Below are 15,753 nucleotides of genomic sequence, written 5' to 3' on the forward strand. Positions count from 1 at the left end.
CGGCCAGCCACCGCTCAGGCAGGACTATGATACGCTGAGTCAGGCTCAGAAGGCGGCTACTGAGACCCAGGAGGCGCAGGTCACCGCTGCCAAACTCGTTCGGGATGAGAGCTATAATGCCGCGCTCGCTCAAGTCGGCCGGCCTCAGTACCACCGCAGCTGCCAAGCGATCCGCTGGCCAGGCCAGCCTGCCAAAGACCGGTGAGGCGCCTCGACCACTGGGTTACTTGTAATGCTCGGTGCGACCATCATCGCGTTGCTTGGCACGATCACGATGCGCAAGCGGCGTCGGGCGTAGCTGATTCTCGGCTGCTTCGCGTTTTCGCAGAATAAAAAAAAGGGACCTGGTTCAGCAAAGGCAGATTTGCTGGACCGGGTCCTATTTGATTGGGCTAAGCCTTGCCGCGTAACGGCGGGAAGATCACATGAAATGACTCGAGCACGACCATTGCTGTGGCCGGATCAAACACTAACCCTGAAGCATGGTAGTCTTTTGCAAAGAAAGTCTCGTGAACCCGGCGCCAGTAGCGCAAAGTCCGATCGCCTTCGCCCTCACGATAGGCGTGGGCGTCGTCCACCGCCGAAAATGAGCGAATCTCGACGCGATCCGTGTAAGTCAACGCCACCGGCTCACCATGACCATTAAGTACGATGTCAAAGCTGCCCTGTTGGGGCAGCGGGTCGCCCGCCTTGGCGTAGAGTTCAAAGCCGCTGCTGGTGGCCGTTTTTTTTGCCCGCCAGCACCAATGCGGCCAGTTCGTCTTGTTCCTGCGGGGTACTGCCCATTGCGTAGGCGCTGTTTAGCTGCGTGTCGGCCGGAATGGCGCCGGCTTCAAGGGCTTGCTGAAAAAAGTGGGCAATTTTATCCATCATCGACTCCTAAAAAAAGCGCCTGCCAAGGCTGGCAAGCGCGAATCAGTTTTGCGTTAGAACGTTTCCTTGTCGGCTTTCGACAGCGTTTCGGTTGGCATGGTCAAACCCATGTGATCGGCCAGGGTGCGCTTGGCATCGTCCCGGGTCTTGATCTTGTCCATGTTCCAGACGATGTTTCCAATTTCACCGCCAGCAAAATCGAACTCTTCACTGTAGATGTAGCCTTCCTCAGACTTGCCTTCGCGGGCTTTCGTCAGAGCAGCAGCCAGGGAACGCGAGTAGTCGATGTTCGTCAACTTTGGGAGTTCCTTCGGGGTGACAAACCCCTGATCGTTCATCGCTTTTTCGGCGGTTGCAACATCCTCGTCTGGGATGTCGACAACGATCTTGGTTGCCTTTTTAACTGTGTTTTCTGCCATAATATTTCTCTCCATTTCGTTTCAGTCGCTGATCGAAGTTGGGCTGAGATTCTTATAACACTTTGATTATACCACGCTTTCATGACTGGCTTCCATAATCCTCAGGGCAGGGACCGCGAAAGTCTGATATACTATTGCGGTTAGAAAGGAAGACGACGATGGCACATTACCTTTGGCAAGAGGCCGCACAACCAAGCGCAGAAGAGACCAAGCAGGTGGCGGAGACACTATCAGTGCCGCCATTTTTGGCGCGGCTGCTGATTCAGCGCGGGATCACCGATCAGGCAGCCTACGATGCGTTCTGCACGCCGGACCTGAGTCGGTTGAACGATCCGTTTGCGTTGCATGACATGCAAAAGGCGGTCGACCGCATCAAGCAGGCCATCACCCAGCAGGAAAAAAATTACGATTTACGGTGATTATGACGTCGACGGGTTGACTGCCACGTCAATTATGAAGGACACGCTGGTGAATTCGCTTGGTGCCGACAACGTTGAGACGTTCATCCCGGATCGATTCACGGACGGCTACGGCCCCAACGCCGAGGTCTACGACTATTTGCGGAAAAACGGGACCCAGCTGGTGATCACCGTCGACAATGGGGTGGGTGGCGCAAGCGTCATCGATCAGGCCATGGCGGCGGGGATGGACGTGGTCGTCACCGATCACCACGAGCTACCGCAGGTCCTGCCAAAAGCTGTCGCGGTGGTCCATCCGCGGCATCCTGACGGCCATTATCCATTCAACGATTTGTCCGGCGCCGGGGTTGCCTTCAAGGTGGCCAGCGCGTTGTTGGGCGAGCCGGCGACGGATTGCTTGGATCTGGCCGCCTTGGGGACGGTTGCCGACATTGTCAGCATGACCGGAGAAAATCGACTGATCGTCCAGATGGGCCTGCAGATGATCCATCAGCAGCAGCGCCCAGGGATCAACGCGCTGATCAAGGTCGCGGATCTTGACCCGGAGAAGGTGGATGAAACCTCGATTGGATTCGGAATCGGTCCGCGGCTGAACGCACTGGGCCGACTGGGTGATGCAAATCCTGGGGTCACCCTGCTGACGACGTTTGACGACGACGAGGCCGATAAACTGGCCGCTAACGTCAATGAACTGAATCAGAAGCGGCAAGCCCTGGTGGCCAAAATCTCGCAAGAGGCGCTGACCATTGCGCAAAGTCCTGAGAACCAGGCGAAGAAGACCCTGATTGTCGCCCATGCCGGCTGGCATGAAGGGGTGCTGGGCATTGTGGCCTCACACCTGGTCGAAGCAACCGGCAAGCCGACCCTGGTCCTCAACATTGCGAAGGACGGGCAAACCGCGAAAGGGTCAGGGCGGTCAGTCCCGGCATACAACCTGTTCAAGGCACTGGATGCCGCGCGCGACCAGATGACCCATTTTGGCGGGCACGCGATGGCGGCCGGCCTGACCGTTCCAGTGGCCAACATTCCGGCGCTGCACGCGGCGATGGAGCAGGCCGCAGCAGTGGCCCTCAAGGATGCGCCGAAGCCGACCCTGGCCATCAGCGGCCGGCTGGAAGCCAGCGACATCAGCCTGGACAACTATCACCTGATGCGTAAGCTCGCGCCGTTTGGCCCAGGCAATGAGGAGCCGACGTTCGTTTACGTGCCTAAGCAGGTGACGGACGTCCAGCAAATGGGCAAAACCAAAGCGCACCTGCGTTTTTCGGCTGACGGGCAAAAGGTCGTCGCGTTCAACCGCGGCGGGGATGCCCCGTCACTGACGGCGGCCAGCCAAGTCAAGCTGGCACTGCGCATGGATGAGAACACCTGGCAGAACCGGACCAGCCTGCAGCTGCGCCTCGTGGACTGGGAGCTGAAACAACCCAGCGTGATCGACATGCGGCTGCCAGTGGCCAGTGCCGAGCAGTTTCGCGGCGCGTATAATTACGTGTTCTTTGACCCCAAGCGCAAGCAGGCCATGACTGCGACCTTTATGTTTGGGGGCCCGGTGATGATGGCGCAGGCCGTGACGACGCCGCTCGCCAATGCGGTGTTGGTTGATCTGCCGCCTGATGAGGCCACCTTAAACACGTTGATGACGCACGTTCAGCTGCCGGTGCGAGTCGTCTTTACGGCTCAGGCTGCAGAGCTGGTCGCCGTGCCGAATCGGCAAGAGTGTGGCAGTGTGCTGCATTTTCTGGCGGCCAACCCCGGGTTTGACAAGCATCACCTGCCAGCGGCGGCCAAACAGGTGCATTTGACGATTCGTCAAGTGATTTTAGCCGTACAGGTGTTTTTTGAGTTGGGATTTGTTAAAATAGACGGGTCCCAAATTACCGTCACTGCGCATCCAGCTAAGAGAGCCTTGCAGGAAAGTGTCGCCTACCAGCGGCAGACGGCGTTTTTGAAGCTGGCACACTGGTTGCAAACCGCGAGTCGCCCCGCACTTGAGGCATGGCTGACGGCAAAGAAATGAGGAATTGGATCAATGACGATCAATTATAAAGATTACATCGCAAGTGTCCCGGACTTCCCTGAGCCTGGGATCATCTATCGCGACATTTCGCCTCTAATGGCAGACGGCAAGGCATACGCCGCAGCAACGGACGAACTGGTCGCTTACGCCAAAGATAAGCAGGTTGAAATGGTCGTTGGCCCCGAGGCCCGCGGCTTCATCGTCGGGTGCCCGGTGGCCTACAAGCTCGGGGTCGGTTTCGCACCGGCTCGGAAAAAGGGCAAACTGCCGCGACCGACTGTGAGCGCCTCTTACAACTTGGAGTACGGCAGTGAAACGCTGTACCTGCATAAGGATGCCGTCAAACCTGGCCAGCGCGTGCTGGTAGTCGATGACCTTCTGGCCACTGGGGGTACCATCTCGGCGACAATTTCACTGGTTGAAAAACTGGGTGGCATTGTCGTGGGAACGGCTTTCATCGTCGAGCTGGAGGACCTGCACGGCCGCGATAAGCTGAAGGGTTACGATATGATGACCCTGACGACTTATAAAGGGGCTTAACAAGCGGGAGGGTGCGAGCAGTCGCGCTCTTTTTTTGCAGCCGGTTTGCTTTTATTGCTCGGTCGGAATCGTTACAATGAAACCGGAGGCACGCCATGAGTAAGAAGAAAAAAAGAGGACAAGACGCTGGTCGAGAAAATGCTCGACAAGCAAAATGTCGCCTATAAACAATACGAATTTCCCACGCATGAGGCCGGGGACGTGGCGCAGTTGAGTGTGGACCATCTGGCAGTGCCGGAGCATCTGATCTACAAGACCCTGGCGCTGACCGGCAATAAAACTGGCCCGCTGATTGCGGTCGTGCCGCTGGATATGCACGTCGACTACAAGAAACTGGCCAAGGCTTCAGGCAACAAGAAGGTCGGCATGGTGCCACTGAAAGACCTGGTCAAAACGACAGGCTACGAGCACGGCGCCAACACCCCGATCGGCATCCACGCGCGGCACCGCTACCCGATCTTCATTGGGGAAGAAGCCCTGAAGCAGCCGGAGATCATTGTCAGTTCAGGAAAAATCGGCCGCTCTGTGGGCATCGCCCCTAAGGCCCTAGCCAAAGTGGTCTCAGCGACGTTTGCCGCGATCACCAGCCCCGAGGAACAGGAGGAATAACATGTTTTCAGCCAATCACAGTCGCTTCGCCACTTATGGTGTTATTGCCAAGCTGCCAGGTGAGATCATTGATTCAATTTGGATGATCATCGATCAGGACCTCACCGGCGTGGTCCCACTAGGTAATATACTGCGGTTTGATCTGCTCAACACGAAAGGGAAGCTGACCGTGGCCTTTTCGGAAAAGGGCGGCGACACGCAACTGGCCATTGACCTGCCGTTTGATTATGATGCGAGTTTTCTCGACACGGTCATGGCGTACGACGACGGTGAGAATCAAACGATCCTCCTGCCCGAGGAAGGGCATCAGCAGTAGTCGGCGAAGACCGAAAAAGCGTCCAGAAGCCTCTGGACGCTTTTTGTCACTCGCGGGTGCCGCTGGGCCACACCTGCGAGTTAGAATGCTGGCACGTTGATCTGCTCAAATGCAGTATTGATTTGCTCACGGGCGGATTGCTGCTGCTGCAGTGCCGTCGCAAACTGATGGTGATCCACGTGATCCGGCTGTATCGCTTCCAGCATGTCGATCACGGCTTCACGAATGCCTTTCAGCCCGTTGACCAACAGCTGGTTGAAGCGTTCATACCCTGAAGGGGCAGGCACCGCGGCGCACTGATCCACGAAACGATCGAACCGAATAATGTTTTTAGTGAAGTACAAGTGAATGCGCTCGAAGTTCTCGCTGGCGAGGCAGTTGCCTTTTTCGATGTTACTGCAGGTGTGCGCGTATTCCTTGAATACGGTTTCAAAAACCAATAAACGTTCGAGTTCTTGATTGACGCACTGAACATAATCCTGTGTTTGCATAGTGATGCCCCCTTAGCTTGTTAATTAACCTACAATCCGATGGTATCACTCAAAAAACTAATAATCAACATAATTGTGTACCTATAATTAAAAAATCAACGTTATTAATTGAATTAGTCAACTATCTGTTTCGAAAATTGGTAAACTAACAGCAGCAGCCGGCGATGGGGCTTTGAAACAGCCAGTCAGCGTGATCCTAGGAGGTAGCTTGATGGAAGAGAAACAATTGCGTGCCTTGATCGCAGATGCGGCTGATTCGGTGGTCGCGAATGAGTTCACCGAAACTCAGATTCAGTCTCGGGCGGCAGAGTGGCAAAAGGCGGTACCGAACGCGACCTTAGCTGAAGCGACGACCTATGTGCTGGCGGAAAACCGGGCGTTCACGGAAGCACTGTTGGCGCAGGTGCTGGCCAAGATGACCAAGTCCGCACAGGATTGATGCGCCCATCACGTTGAATCGTGTTTGGGCAAAAAAAACGCCACAACCCCAGAAAAGGCGTTGCGACGGACTTTTGATTAAGGAGAGTACAGGATTTGAACCTGCGCGCCGGTGTGAACCGGTTCGCCGGATTTCGAGTCCGGTGCATTACCACTCTGCCAACTCTCCATGTGGTAAACTATTTGCAGAACGTTATTTAGTATAGCAAATGTTTAGTTTTTTTGCAAATAGCCTGAGCAAGTTTTGTGATTAAAGTTGAAGCTCGTATACTGAATGTATTCTTACTAAGGATTGGTCAAGATGAAACCTTCTGTCATTAAACTGATTGGCTTGTACAGCTTGCTGTATGCCGTTTTTACCGTCGTGGTGCTGCTGTGGGCGAGTTTGACCGCCCTGCGCTCCGGCTTTAGCTTTCCGGCAGTGGGGCGCCTGATGATGCTGTGGGAGCCGCGGTGGTGGCTGAGTGTGATCGGGATCGCCTTGCATGTGCTGGCCTACCTGAAGGCTCTGAGGCGGCCCCGGCTTCTGCTCGGCAACCTTCTTTGCATCTGGGCGTTTGTCGCCTACGCGCTGGTGCCAAATTACAGCTTGTACCTGGCAATCATGCAGCTGGCTGGCGTGTTTATCATCATGACCTATCACCGGCCAGAACCGGCTGCAGTCGAGGAGTGAACAGTATGAGTTTATTTAAGAAAAAAACAGCCCGACACGCCGCAGCTGCCGCAGTCATACGACTTTGCTAAAATGGTCAAGAACGCTCGGGAACAAGATCCGAGCCGCTTCGCCAAGCTTCAGGCCACGTTTGGACACCTGAAAAAAACGCCACATCATCATCAGGAGGGAGAACGATGAAAAAAAGTTTTCGGCGGGATCGCCGCAGTCCTTGTCGTGATTATCGGCTTTTGGGGCTACAATTACTGGCGCACGACCTATCAAACCACGACCGCATACGCCAAAGTGACCACGGTCACCAAGAAAAAAAGCGGTCGAAAACGGTAAGGACTACAAGGTCAACGGTCAGCAGTATTATTATTACGACTACGACCTGACCTGGGTCACGGCCAGTGGGGACACTCGCGATTTGGGCTACGAGACCAAGCAGGCCCCTGATGGGCCAATGCCGTATGCCCAGGGCCAATACCTGACCGCCAAGATCTCGCAAAAGCGCGTCGTGGCAGGGCCAAGTTTGATCGATGCCGCCAAGCTGCCTGCCAGCGTGAAGGCCAAACTGAATTAGTCAAAATGCCGATCCGGCCATCGGCATTTTTCTTTGACTTCGACGTCTTCTGGCCGGGACACTTTTCCTTGTCGCGGTAGTAGTTTAAGATATACGAGTAATGAAAGATAAACTAATTAATTGGCTCACGCAGAGCACTACGGTTATGGCTGCCCGGGGGCTGCTGGGCGCGGTGCTGAAAGTTGGCGACTGTGCGGGGCTGGTGGTTGAAACCGAGGCTTACTTAGGCGTATCTGACCGTGCCGCGCACGCGTTTGGCGGGCGGCGCACGAAAACCAACGAGGCGTTGTACGGGCGGCCGGGACGGTTTACGTCTACCAGATGCGGCAGTACTGCCTACTCAATGTGGTCACGCAACCAGCGACGATTCCGCAGTGTGTGTTGATTCGGGCGGTTGAACCCATTGCCGGTGTGGCCGCAATGGCGATGCGGCGAGGGCGCAGCGGACCGGCAATGACGTCCGGCCCTGGCAAGCTGTGTCAAGCGTTTGGCATCACCCTGGCGGACAACAATCGGGCCGTGAATCAGGGGCGGGTCCAGCTCATCTGGCCGGGGCGCACGCCGGCCTTGATCAGGCGACGCCGCGGATTGGGGTTCCGAACAAGGGAACAGCGACAACGGCCGCGTTGCGCTTTTTCGTTGCTGGCAACGCGAATGTCTCAGATATGAAGAAAAGGGCAATTGACCTAACGGAGGATGGCAATGAAGCAGACCGAGAACATGCTGGACTATATCGGCGATAAGATCGACGCGATGGATTTCGATGGGGACCTGGACCTGAACTGGGACAAGGAAGCACGCGTTTTTGAAGTGGAGCTGACCATGACGGTCGAAGCGGCAAAGGGTTATGAGGTCGAGGACCAGGACGGCCAAACCATCGACGACGGTGAGATCGACTATTCCGATGCCATTTTGTTTTACGATGCAACGCGCCTAAATGGTGACGACTACAAGGACAACTATCTGGCCGTGTTTGGGTTCCAAGGTAAGCAAGGCATCGCGAAGGCCACCGTCGATGCTGTGTTTGCTTACCTGCAGGACCTGCTTGATGATGGCCAATCCGACCTCATGGACTTTGTTGACGGCACTTCGGACGCGGACACTTTTGAGCTTCACTTTGATGACGCGAAGTATCAAACCGCCTATGCGAAGCAGCCGGAAGCGGCGCGGCACCAATTACTGCCGTACCCCCAGTATTAGGAGGTCTGCATGGATCAGTGGGTTGAATTCGCGATCGAAACCAGCAGTGAGGCAGTGGATGCCGTTGCCAATTTTTTAATGGCCGAAGGGGCTGACGGCGTTCAAATTGAGGACGCGGCAGACTTTCAAGGCGGCCAAACGACCAATGCGCGCGGGGGGTGGTTTGATCCCGTCAGCATCCCTCATCGGCAAAGCGGCGCGAAGGTCAGTGGTTATTTTGATGGGCGCCGCCACCCGGCGGAGTTGGTCGCCACGCTCCAGGCGCGGGTGGCTCAGCTGCCTAGTTTTGGGCTGGCGGAGGGCCCGGGCACGGTCACGGCGCACGCGCTGGCACAAGAAAGCTGGGCGAACGAGTGGAAAAAGTACTACCACCCGCTGCGCATCACCCGCTTTTTGACCATCGTGCCGCCTGGCTGGATTATCAACCGCAGCAGTCTGGGGAACTGGTGATGCGGCTAGACCCGGACATGGCCTTTGGGACTGGCAGTCACCCGACGACCGCACTGATGCTGCGGCTGCTTGAAAGTCAGATTCGCGGCGGCGAAACCATGATCGATGTGGGTACTGGCTCCGGCATCCTGGCTTTGGGCGCGCGCATGCTGGGTGCCAAGCACGTGTTAGCGACAGATGTTGACGAGGCGGCAGTTGCCAATGCCAAGGCGAACTTGGCCCTTAACGACATTGATGGCATTGAGGTCGTGGCCAATGATTTACTCAAGGGAATCGAGACGCGCGTTGACATGGTCGCCGCTAACATTCTGGCCGACGTGCTGACGCCTTTGATCCCGCAAGTGCCGTCTGTCCTCAAGCCTCATGGCCGGTTGCTGTTATCTGGGGTTTATCACGACAAGGTGGCGGCGATTGACCAGACGCTTAACGAGAACGGCCTGCGCGTGTTGGCGCAGGCCCGGCTGGGCGACTGGGTCGCGCTTGTGGCCGGCCTGGCAGCGGAGGCGGACGAATGAACCGGTTTTTCACCGCGCGCGCGTTGCACGCAGACACTGTGATCGACCTTGAGCCAGCCATTCAAAAGCACGCGATCCAGGTCCTACGGCTGAGTGAGGGCGACCAGCTTGAGTTGGTCGGGCCCGAAGCCCTGCCGCACCTGGCCACGATTCTTACCGCTGCACCGCTGCGAGTGCAAGTGGGCGCAGCGCTGACTCGGCGCACTGAGCTGCCGGTCGCTGTGCACCTGATCTGCGGCATTCCCAAGGGCGAAAAAGCTGAGCTGATTGTTCAAAAAGCGACGGAGCTGGGGGCCGCAGCAATTAGTTTTTTCAATAGTCAATGGGCCACGGCCAAGTGGGCGCCAAACCGCGTGGTGAAAAAGCTTGAACGCTTTCAAGCCATCGCGCAGGGTGCCGCCGAGCAGTCACACCGGAGTGTTGTCCCAAGCATTGATGTGGTAACATTGAACGAAATGACAAAGCTTCACGCCGATGCGAGACTGATCGCGTACGAGGAAAGTGCCAAAGCGGGGGAAACCGCCGCACTGGTTGCGGCGATGGCCCGGCGGCCGCAGTCGCTGATCGCCGTGTTTGGCCCGGAAGGCGGCCTGAGTCCGGTGGAGGTCAGCACGTTGCAAAGCGCTGGCTACGTTCCGGTCGGCCTGGGTCCGCGGATCCTGCGAACCGAAACTGCGCCATTATATCTGCTCAGCGCGGTATCTGTGCTCAGCGAATTGCAGGGAGATTAGAATGAGTAAAGTCAAAGCCTGGTTGAAGACGCCTTCAGCCATGATTATTTTGCTAAGTGTGATCGCGACAATGGTCCTGCCATGGGGCTTCACTTTGCTGCACGTTCATGTGGCCGTGCGCGTCCTGATCCTGTGGATCATCATTAACATGGGGCTGTGCCTCTGGTTTGGCCGCCTTATGAGCAAGCACCACCTGCAGTGGTGGCTGACGTTGGTCCTGCCGGCGCTGTTTGCGCTGATGGTGTTTATTCGCTTTGCCAACTATGGCTACTGGTTTGTGCCGGTATACTGGCTGTTGACCATGCTGGCTTGGACGCGCGACTAGTTTTTTTCTGCAAAGTCGGTATAATCAATCATAAGAAACTCTGCAAAAGCACGTTTCAGACGTGCTTTTTTGGTCACTACGGGCGGCTGCTGACACGCTCCGGCTGCGCGCGAGAAAGGGGACTATCATGGCAGAAGAACCAGAACTGACGCAAGAGCAAGTGATGGCGCTGTGCGCGAAGTACATGAATGACGAGCACCTGGCCTTTGTGAAGAAGGCTTACGATTTTGCCGCGTATGTGCATAAGGACCAAAAGCGAAAGTCGGGTGAGCCGTACATCATTCACCCCATTCAGGTGGCAGGCATTCTCGCCAACCTGAAGATGGATCCGATTACGGTCGCGTCCGGCTACCTGCACGATGTTGTGGAGGATACCAACATCACCCTCGGCGACATTCAGGAGATGTTTGGCAAGGAAACGGCTGTCATTGTCGACGGGCTGACCAAGCTAAGCAAGGTCACCTACGTCGCCCACAAGGACGAACTGGCGGAAAATCACCGCAAAATGCTACTGGCGATGGCCAAGGACATGCGGGTCATTCTCGTCAAGCTCGCCGACCGCCTGCACAACATGCGGACCCTGATGCACCTGCGGCCGGACAAGCAGCGCCGCATCGCCAACGAAACGCTGGAAATTTACGCGCCGCTGGCCGACCGGCTGGGCATTAGCACTATCAAGTGGGAGCTTGAGGACCTGTCTTTGCGCTACCTCAACCCGCAGCAGTACTACCGGATCGCCCAACTGATGAAGTCCAAACGCACCGAGCGCGAGGAGTACATTGCCAAGGCCATTGTCGACATCAAAAAGGCCCTGGCCGACCTCAACATCCATTACGAGATCTACGGCCGGCCGAAGCACATCTACTCCATTTACAAAAAGATGCGTGACAAGCACAAGCAGTTCGACGAGTTGTACGATTTGCTGGCCGTGCGCGTGATCACGCAAAACATCAAGGATTGCTACGCGGTGCTCGGCGTCATTCACACGCAGTGGAAGCCGATGCCAGGACGGTTCAAGGACTACATCGCAATGCCCAAGGCCAACGGTTACCAAAGTCTGCACACGACTGTGATCGGGCCGATGGGCAAGCCGCTGGAGGTCCAGATCCGCACCGAGGAAATGCACCACGTCGCAGAATTCGGGGTCGCCGCCCACTGGGCGTACAAGGAAGGGCAGACTAGCGAGGTCCAGTACGACAAGGCCGGCAAGCAGATCGACATGTTCCGCGAGATCCTGGAGATCCAGGACGAGACCAACGATGCGCACGACTTCATGGACAGCGTCAAAGGCGACATTTTCACCGACCGCGTTTACGTGTTCACGCCGCAAGGGGATGTTTACGAACTACCCAAGGGTTCCGTACCGCTTGATTTTGCCTACATGGTCCACACCGAAGTCGGCAATCACAGTGTCGGCGCCAAGGTCAACGGCAAAATCGTGCCGCTGAATTATCAGCTCAAAAACGGGGATATTGTCGAGATGCTGACCAACAGCAGCTCGAAGCCGAGCCGCGACTGGGTCAACATCGCCTTCACTTCGCGGGCCCGCAACAAGATCCGGCGCTACTTCAAGCAGGCCGACAAAGGCTAAAACTCCGAAAAAGGCCGCGAGGAACTTGAGCGGACCCTGACCGAAATGGGTTATGCCCCGAAGGACTTCATGGGCCAAAAGCGGGACATGGGCGACTTGCTCAAGCGGCTGAACTTTGCGACCGAAGCGGAGCTACTCTCTGCGATCGGTTATGGTGAATACTCCGCCAAGGTCATCGCCAATCGCTTAACTGAGCGGGTCCGCCGCGAGAAGGCCGACGCGACAAGAAGGCCAAGGAAGACGCGATCCTGGCGAATAACCAGAAGGTCACGACCATGTCCAAGGAGAAAAAGCCGGTTTCCCGCACCGAGGAAGGCGTCGTCATCGAAGGCGTCGACAACCTGCTGGTGCACCTGGCTAAGTGCTGCAGTCCGGTCCCAGGCGATCCAATCATCGGGTACGTCACCAAGGGCCGCGGGGTCACCATTCACCGCGCGACTGCCCTAACGTTGACAGCTCGCCGGCCATGGCCGGGCGCCTGATCGATGTCCGCTGGCAGAACCTGAACGACCAAAGTCAATTGTTTGACACAGAGCTGGAGATTTACGGCTATAACCGCAACGGCCTGCTGAACGAGGTCCTGCAAACGCTGAATTCGCAGACGAAGAACCTGACCAACGTCAACGGCCGGGTCGATCATGACAAAATGGCGGACATTCACGTGACCGTCGGCATTCCGAACCTGGGTGCCCTGGAGCACATGATGGATTCCATCAAGAACATTCCAGATATTTACGAAGTCAAGCGCGCTCAAGGCTGAGCGCGGTGGCAGGCGGCAAACGCCTGCTTTTTTTCAGGAGGAAATCAATGAGAGCAGTGGTCCAGCGCGTGAGCCGCGCGAGTGTCAGCATTGAGGGTCAGGTGACCGGGGAGGTTGGCCAAGCTTTTTGATCTTACTCGGCGTCGGGCCCAACGACTCGGCAGCGGATGTCGACTATCTGGTTAATAAGATCAGTAAGTTGCGCGTATTCAGCGACGATCAGGGTAAAATGAACCGCGCGCTGGCTGCGGTGGGCGGTTCGGTGTTAGTCGTTTCGCAGTTCACGCTGTATGCCGACACGCGCAAGGGCAACCGGCCCAGCTTTACCGGGGCGGCCGCGCCGGAACTTGGGGAGCGCCTCTATGAGGCCTTTCTGACCAAGTTTGCGCAGACCGGCGCCCGGGTCGCCCACGGCGAGTTTGGCGCAGATATGCAGGTGAGCCTGACCAATGACGGTCCGGTCACCATTATTTTTGATACGGAGGAACAACATGCTGGTTAATGCGATTTGGGATCTTGATGGAACACTGTTTGACACGTACCCGGAAATGCTTGCGGCGCTGGTCAAGACGTTGCACTACTACGGCCAAGTGACCGTTGATGAGGGGGCGCTGCTTAAAACGGTTAAACGGGGCTCCATCACCGCTACCCTGACGCAATTGGCGCCGCAGCTTGACACGACGCCCGAGCGGATACTCAGTCATTTTCATACGCTGGAGCGGCAGCAGGTGATGATCGCGCAACCTTACCCTGAGGTGCCCGGCGTGCTTCACGCCATTCACGACGCCGGCGGGTTGAACTTGCTGATGACGCACCGAGACCATTCCGCCTGGGCGCTGCTGCGTCAGGCGGGGTTGAAGGACCTGTTTTTGGATGGGGTGACCTCGGATCTGGGTCTGCCACGTAAACCCGCGCCAGATGCAGTGCTGCATCTCGTGGCCGCACACCAGTTGAATCCCGAACGGACGGCGATGATCGGTGATCGCAAGCTCGACGTGATCGCCGGGCAAAATGCCGGGGTCAAAGGGGTGTACTTCAACGTCGACGGGCTCAATGATGCGCCAATGGCCGATGTTCAAGTCGATCACCTGACCGAGTTGCTGCCGCTGTTCAACGCTCACGAAGGCTGACTCTGCCAAGCAAACTAAATGAGCGTGTGGCTTAACTCAAAGCCGCACGCTCATTTAGTTTTACTCTAATCGTTTATTTATTGATGATTACCGGCCTTGAAGTAGGCGGTCAATCCTTTGACGACATCGCCTGCGACTTGTTGCTGGTAAGCGCCAGACGCGATGTGGGCGAAGTCTTTGTCGTTGTTGATGTAGCCCATTTCCAGCAGGACCGCCGGCTGGGTGTTGTTGCGAATGACCTCGAAGTTGCCGAACTGGACGCCGCGATTGGTCATTTTCAGATTTGAATCAAACGCGCTGTTCAGCGACTTGGCCAGTTGCATGTCTTTCTTGGCGTTGTAGTAGTAGGTGGTGAATCCGGAGGCCTCGTTGGCATTGGCGCTGGAATCAAAGTGGACGGAGATGAAGGCATCGGCGTGCGCTTTTTCCCCGACGACCGGCCGGGGGGCAAGGTCGACGAACTTATCGCTGGAGCGGGTATAGATCACGTTGGCGCCTTGCGCCTTCAGCGCAGCGCCAATGGCTTCGGCGGTTTGCAGCGTGTACGTTTTTTTCAAACCGCCCGCTGGTCGATTCGGCGCCTGAGTCACTGCCGCCGTGCCCAGGATCAAGGACGATGGTGGCCTCGGCGAGGTTGGTCGCCGCCTTGGCGGACTTGGTACCCGGTGTCGTTACCGTCCAAGAGGCCAGGTAGCCGGTTTTGCCGCTGGCCGTTTGCACTTTGTACCACTCGCTGGATTGGTCCAGGACCGTCAGCGTCGTGTTCTTGGGCAGTTGCGTCATGACCGGCGCGTTGAGGCCGGCGGCGGAGCGCAGATTCACGGCGAGGTTGGTCGTCACCTTGATGGCGCTGACCGTCTGGGCGGGCTGCTTACTTTGCGGCTGCGTCTGCTCAGGCGAGGCAAGGGTGACGGTTTTGCCGGTCAAGTCAACGGTGCTGGTGCTGACCCAGGCCGCGGTGTTCTTGTACGCGATTTGGGTCCAGCTGCCCTCCTGGTAAATCACGTCCAGGGTGTCGCCGGCCGCGGCCGTGCCCAGCACCTTGGCACTGGTGGAAGCGTATTGGCGAATATTGGCGCCAGTTTTGACCGTCGCGGTTCGCGCGCTGGTGGTCGTGGCTTCGTCTTGGTCGACGAGCCACGAGGCGACCCAGCCGATCTTATTGCCAGCCAGGCGCACCTGATCCCAGGAATTTTCCTGTTTGATGATCGTCAGCTTGGTGCCGCGCTGCACTTGGCCCATGAGGCCATATGACAGGCCCGGGCCGAGTCGCACGTTCAGCACGCTGGCCCGCACCGTGAGCGAGTTACTTTCGGCCAGGACGGTGGTGGTCGCGACCGACACGCCGGTCAGGAGCACAAACGCAATGATCAGCGGCCATCGTTTTAGCTGTTTGATTTTCACATCTTCATCCCCTACGCAAATTGCTGCTAGGGTGATTATACCAAATCTAATCGGTTAAAACCCGACCCTGGTGTTTTTCCGCCTGAACCGTTGACAATTTACTGAAAACAACGTACGCTAAACTCAAATACAAGCGCCGATGAGGAAGCAGGATAGGTCAATTTCACGCAGCGACCCGGAGATGGTGAAAGCCGGGACCGACCGAAAAGACACTTCTGAGGCTGACGAGCTCCGGTTGCCACCGTTATGGCTGAGTAAAACACAAGGTGGTACCGTGTCCGCACCCT

The 15,753-nt window shown here is 56.7% G+C and carries 13 protein-coding genes, 1 tRNA gene and 7 pseudogenes; 16 read left to right on the forward strand and 5 right to left on the reverse strand.

Features of this window, described 5'->3' with window-relative positions; genetic code table 11:
* The first annotated feature begins 232 nt into the window (after positions 1 to 232).
* Positions 233 to 298, forward strand: coding sequence for a hypothetical protein (locus JCM13995_RS17390; RefSeq protein ID WP_156314267.1), 66 nt, complete (start codon positions 233 to 235; stop codon positions 296 to 298).
* Between the two features lie 94 nt (positions 299 to 392).
* On the opposite strand, the pseudogene JCM13995_RS00605 reads toward JCM13995_RS17390, so the two are convergent.
* Both JCM13995_RS00605 and JCM13995_RS00610 read right to left on the reverse strand, forming a co-directional pair.
* Positions 393 to 873 (reverse strand): annotated as a pseudogene (locus JCM13995_RS00605) (ASCH domain-containing protein).
* Positions 874 to 926: 53 nt separating this feature from the next.
* Complete coding sequence (locus JCM13995_RS00610) at positions 927 to 1,292, reverse strand: hypothetical protein (RefSeq protein WP_054661439.1); 366 nt, start codon at positions 1,290 to 1,292, stop codon at positions 927 to 929.
* 158 nt (positions 1,293 to 1,450) lie between these two features.
* Between JCM13995_RS00610 and recJ the strand changes: the two are divergent.
* The 4 genes and pseudogenes from recJ to JCM13995_RS00630 all read left to right on the forward strand — a co-directional run bounded on the left by recJ (position 1,451) and on the right by JCM13995_RS00630 (position 5,193).
* Positions 1,451 to 3,728: pseudogene (gene recJ, locus JCM13995_RS00615) on the forward strand (single-stranded-DNA-specific exonuclease RecJ).
* Positions 3,729 to 3,740: 12 nt separating this feature from the next.
* Entirely contained in the window at positions 3,741 to 4,268 is a 528-nt protein-coding gene (locus JCM13995_RS00620) for an adenine phosphoribosyltransferase (protein WP_054661442.1), read from the forward strand.
* Between the two features lie 126 nt (positions 4,269 to 4,394).
* Positions 4,395 to 4,877, forward strand: a complete 483-nt coding sequence (gene ybaK / locus JCM13995_RS00625; RefSeq protein ID WP_439645185.1) for a Cys-tRNA(Pro) deacylase — start codon at positions 4,395 to 4,397, stop codon at positions 4,875 to 4,877.
* Position 4,878: 1 nt separating this feature from the next.
* Complete coding sequence (locus JCM13995_RS00630; protein ID WP_054661448.1) at positions 4,879 to 5,193, forward strand: DUF960 domain-containing protein; 315 nt, start codon at positions 4,879 to 4,881, stop codon at positions 5,191 to 5,193.
* An 80-nt stretch (positions 5,194 to 5,273) separates the two neighbouring features.
* Here the strand turns inward: JCM13995_RS00630 and JCM13995_RS00635 are convergent, their stop codons facing one another.
* Positions 5,274 to 5,684, reverse strand: coding sequence for a hypothetical protein (locus tag JCM13995_RS00635; RefSeq protein ID WP_054661451.1), 411 nt, complete (start codon positions 5,682 to 5,684; stop codon positions 5,274 to 5,276).
* Between the two features lie 211 nt (positions 5,685 to 5,895).
* Here JCM13995_RS00635 and JCM13995_RS00640 point away from each other — a divergent pair, with 211 nt between their 5' ends.
* On the forward strand, positions 5,896 to 6,123 hold the full coding sequence (locus JCM13995_RS00640) for a hypothetical protein (RefSeq protein ID WP_054661454.1): 228 nt from the start codon (positions 5,896 to 5,898) through the stop codon (positions 6,121 to 6,123).
* A gap of 80 nt (positions 6,124 to 6,203) precedes the next feature.
* Here the strand turns inward: JCM13995_RS00640 and JCM13995_RS00645 are convergent.
* Positions 6,204 to 6,291 (reverse strand) — tRNA-Ser (locus JCM13995_RS00645).
* A gap of 132 nt (positions 6,292 to 6,423) precedes the next feature.
* Between JCM13995_RS00645 and JCM13995_RS00650 the strand changes: the two genes are divergently transcribed.
* From JCM13995_RS00650 to JCM13995_RS00685, 10 genes and pseudogenes are all read left to right on the forward strand, one after another.
* Complete coding sequence (locus JCM13995_RS00650) at positions 6,424 to 6,795, forward strand: hypothetical protein (RefSeq protein ID WP_054661457.1); 372 nt, start codon at positions 6,424 to 6,426, stop codon at positions 6,793 to 6,795.
* Positions 6,796 to 7,168: 373 nt separating this feature from the next.
* Positions 7,169 to 7,360, forward strand: a complete 192-nt coding sequence (locus JCM13995_RS14805; protein ID WP_225350612.1) for a hypothetical protein — start codon at positions 7,169 to 7,171, stop codon at positions 7,358 to 7,360.
* 145 nt (positions 7,361 to 7,505) lie between these two features.
* Positions 7,506 to 8,029, forward strand: a pseudogene (locus tag JCM13995_RS17395) (DNA-3-methyladenine glycosylase).
* 27 nt (positions 8,030 to 8,056) lie between these two features.
* On the forward strand, positions 8,057 to 8,560 hold the full coding sequence (locus JCM13995_RS00655) for a DUF3013 family protein (RefSeq protein ID WP_156314263.1): 504 nt from the start codon (positions 8,057 to 8,059) through the stop codon (positions 8,558 to 8,560).
* Positions 8,561 to 8,569: 9 nt separating this feature from the next.
* Positions 8,570 to 9,525 (forward strand): annotated as a pseudogene (gene prmA / locus JCM13995_RS00660) (50S ribosomal protein L11 methyltransferase).
* Positions 9,522 to 10,256, forward strand: a complete 735-nt coding sequence (locus JCM13995_RS00665) for an RsmE family RNA methyltransferase (protein ID WP_054661463.1) — start codon at positions 9,522 to 9,524, stop codon at positions 10,254 to 10,256. Before prmA ends, JCM13995_RS00665 begins: the two are co-directional and overlap by 4 nt.
* 1 nt (position 10,257) lies before the next feature.
* Positions 10,258 to 10,581 (forward strand): hypothetical protein, encoded by a 324-nt coding sequence (locus tag JCM13995_RS00670; protein ID WP_225350608.1) that lies wholly within the window; start codon positions 10,258 to 10,260, stop codon positions 10,579 to 10,581.
* Between the two features lie 127 nt (positions 10,582 to 10,708).
* Positions 10,709 to 12,932: pseudogene (locus JCM13995_RS00675) on the forward strand (RelA/SpoT family protein).
* Between the two features lie 47 nt (positions 12,933 to 12,979).
* Positions 12,980 to 13,434, forward strand: a pseudogene (gene dtd, locus JCM13995_RS00680) (D-aminoacyl-tRNA deacylase).
* Complete coding sequence (locus JCM13995_RS00685) at positions 13,424 to 14,062, forward strand: HAD family hydrolase (protein WP_054661466.1); 639 nt, start codon at positions 13,424 to 13,426, stop codon at positions 14,060 to 14,062. Before dtd ends, JCM13995_RS00685 begins: the two are co-directional and overlap by 11 nt.
* A 77-nt stretch (positions 14,063 to 14,139) precedes the next feature.
* On the opposite strand, the pseudogene JCM13995_RS00690 reads toward JCM13995_RS00685, so the two are convergent.
* Positions 14,140 to 15,466 (reverse strand): annotated as a pseudogene (locus JCM13995_RS00690) (N-acetylmuramoyl-L-alanine amidase family protein).
* Positions 15,467 to 15,753: the final 287 nt, after the last annotated feature.

This window comes from Lacticaseibacillus camelliae DSM 22697 = JCM 13995 (assembly GCF_001311195.1).
GTDB classification, from domain to species: Bacteria; Bacillota; Bacilli; order Lactobacillales; family Lactobacillaceae; genus Lacticaseibacillus; species Lacticaseibacillus camelliae.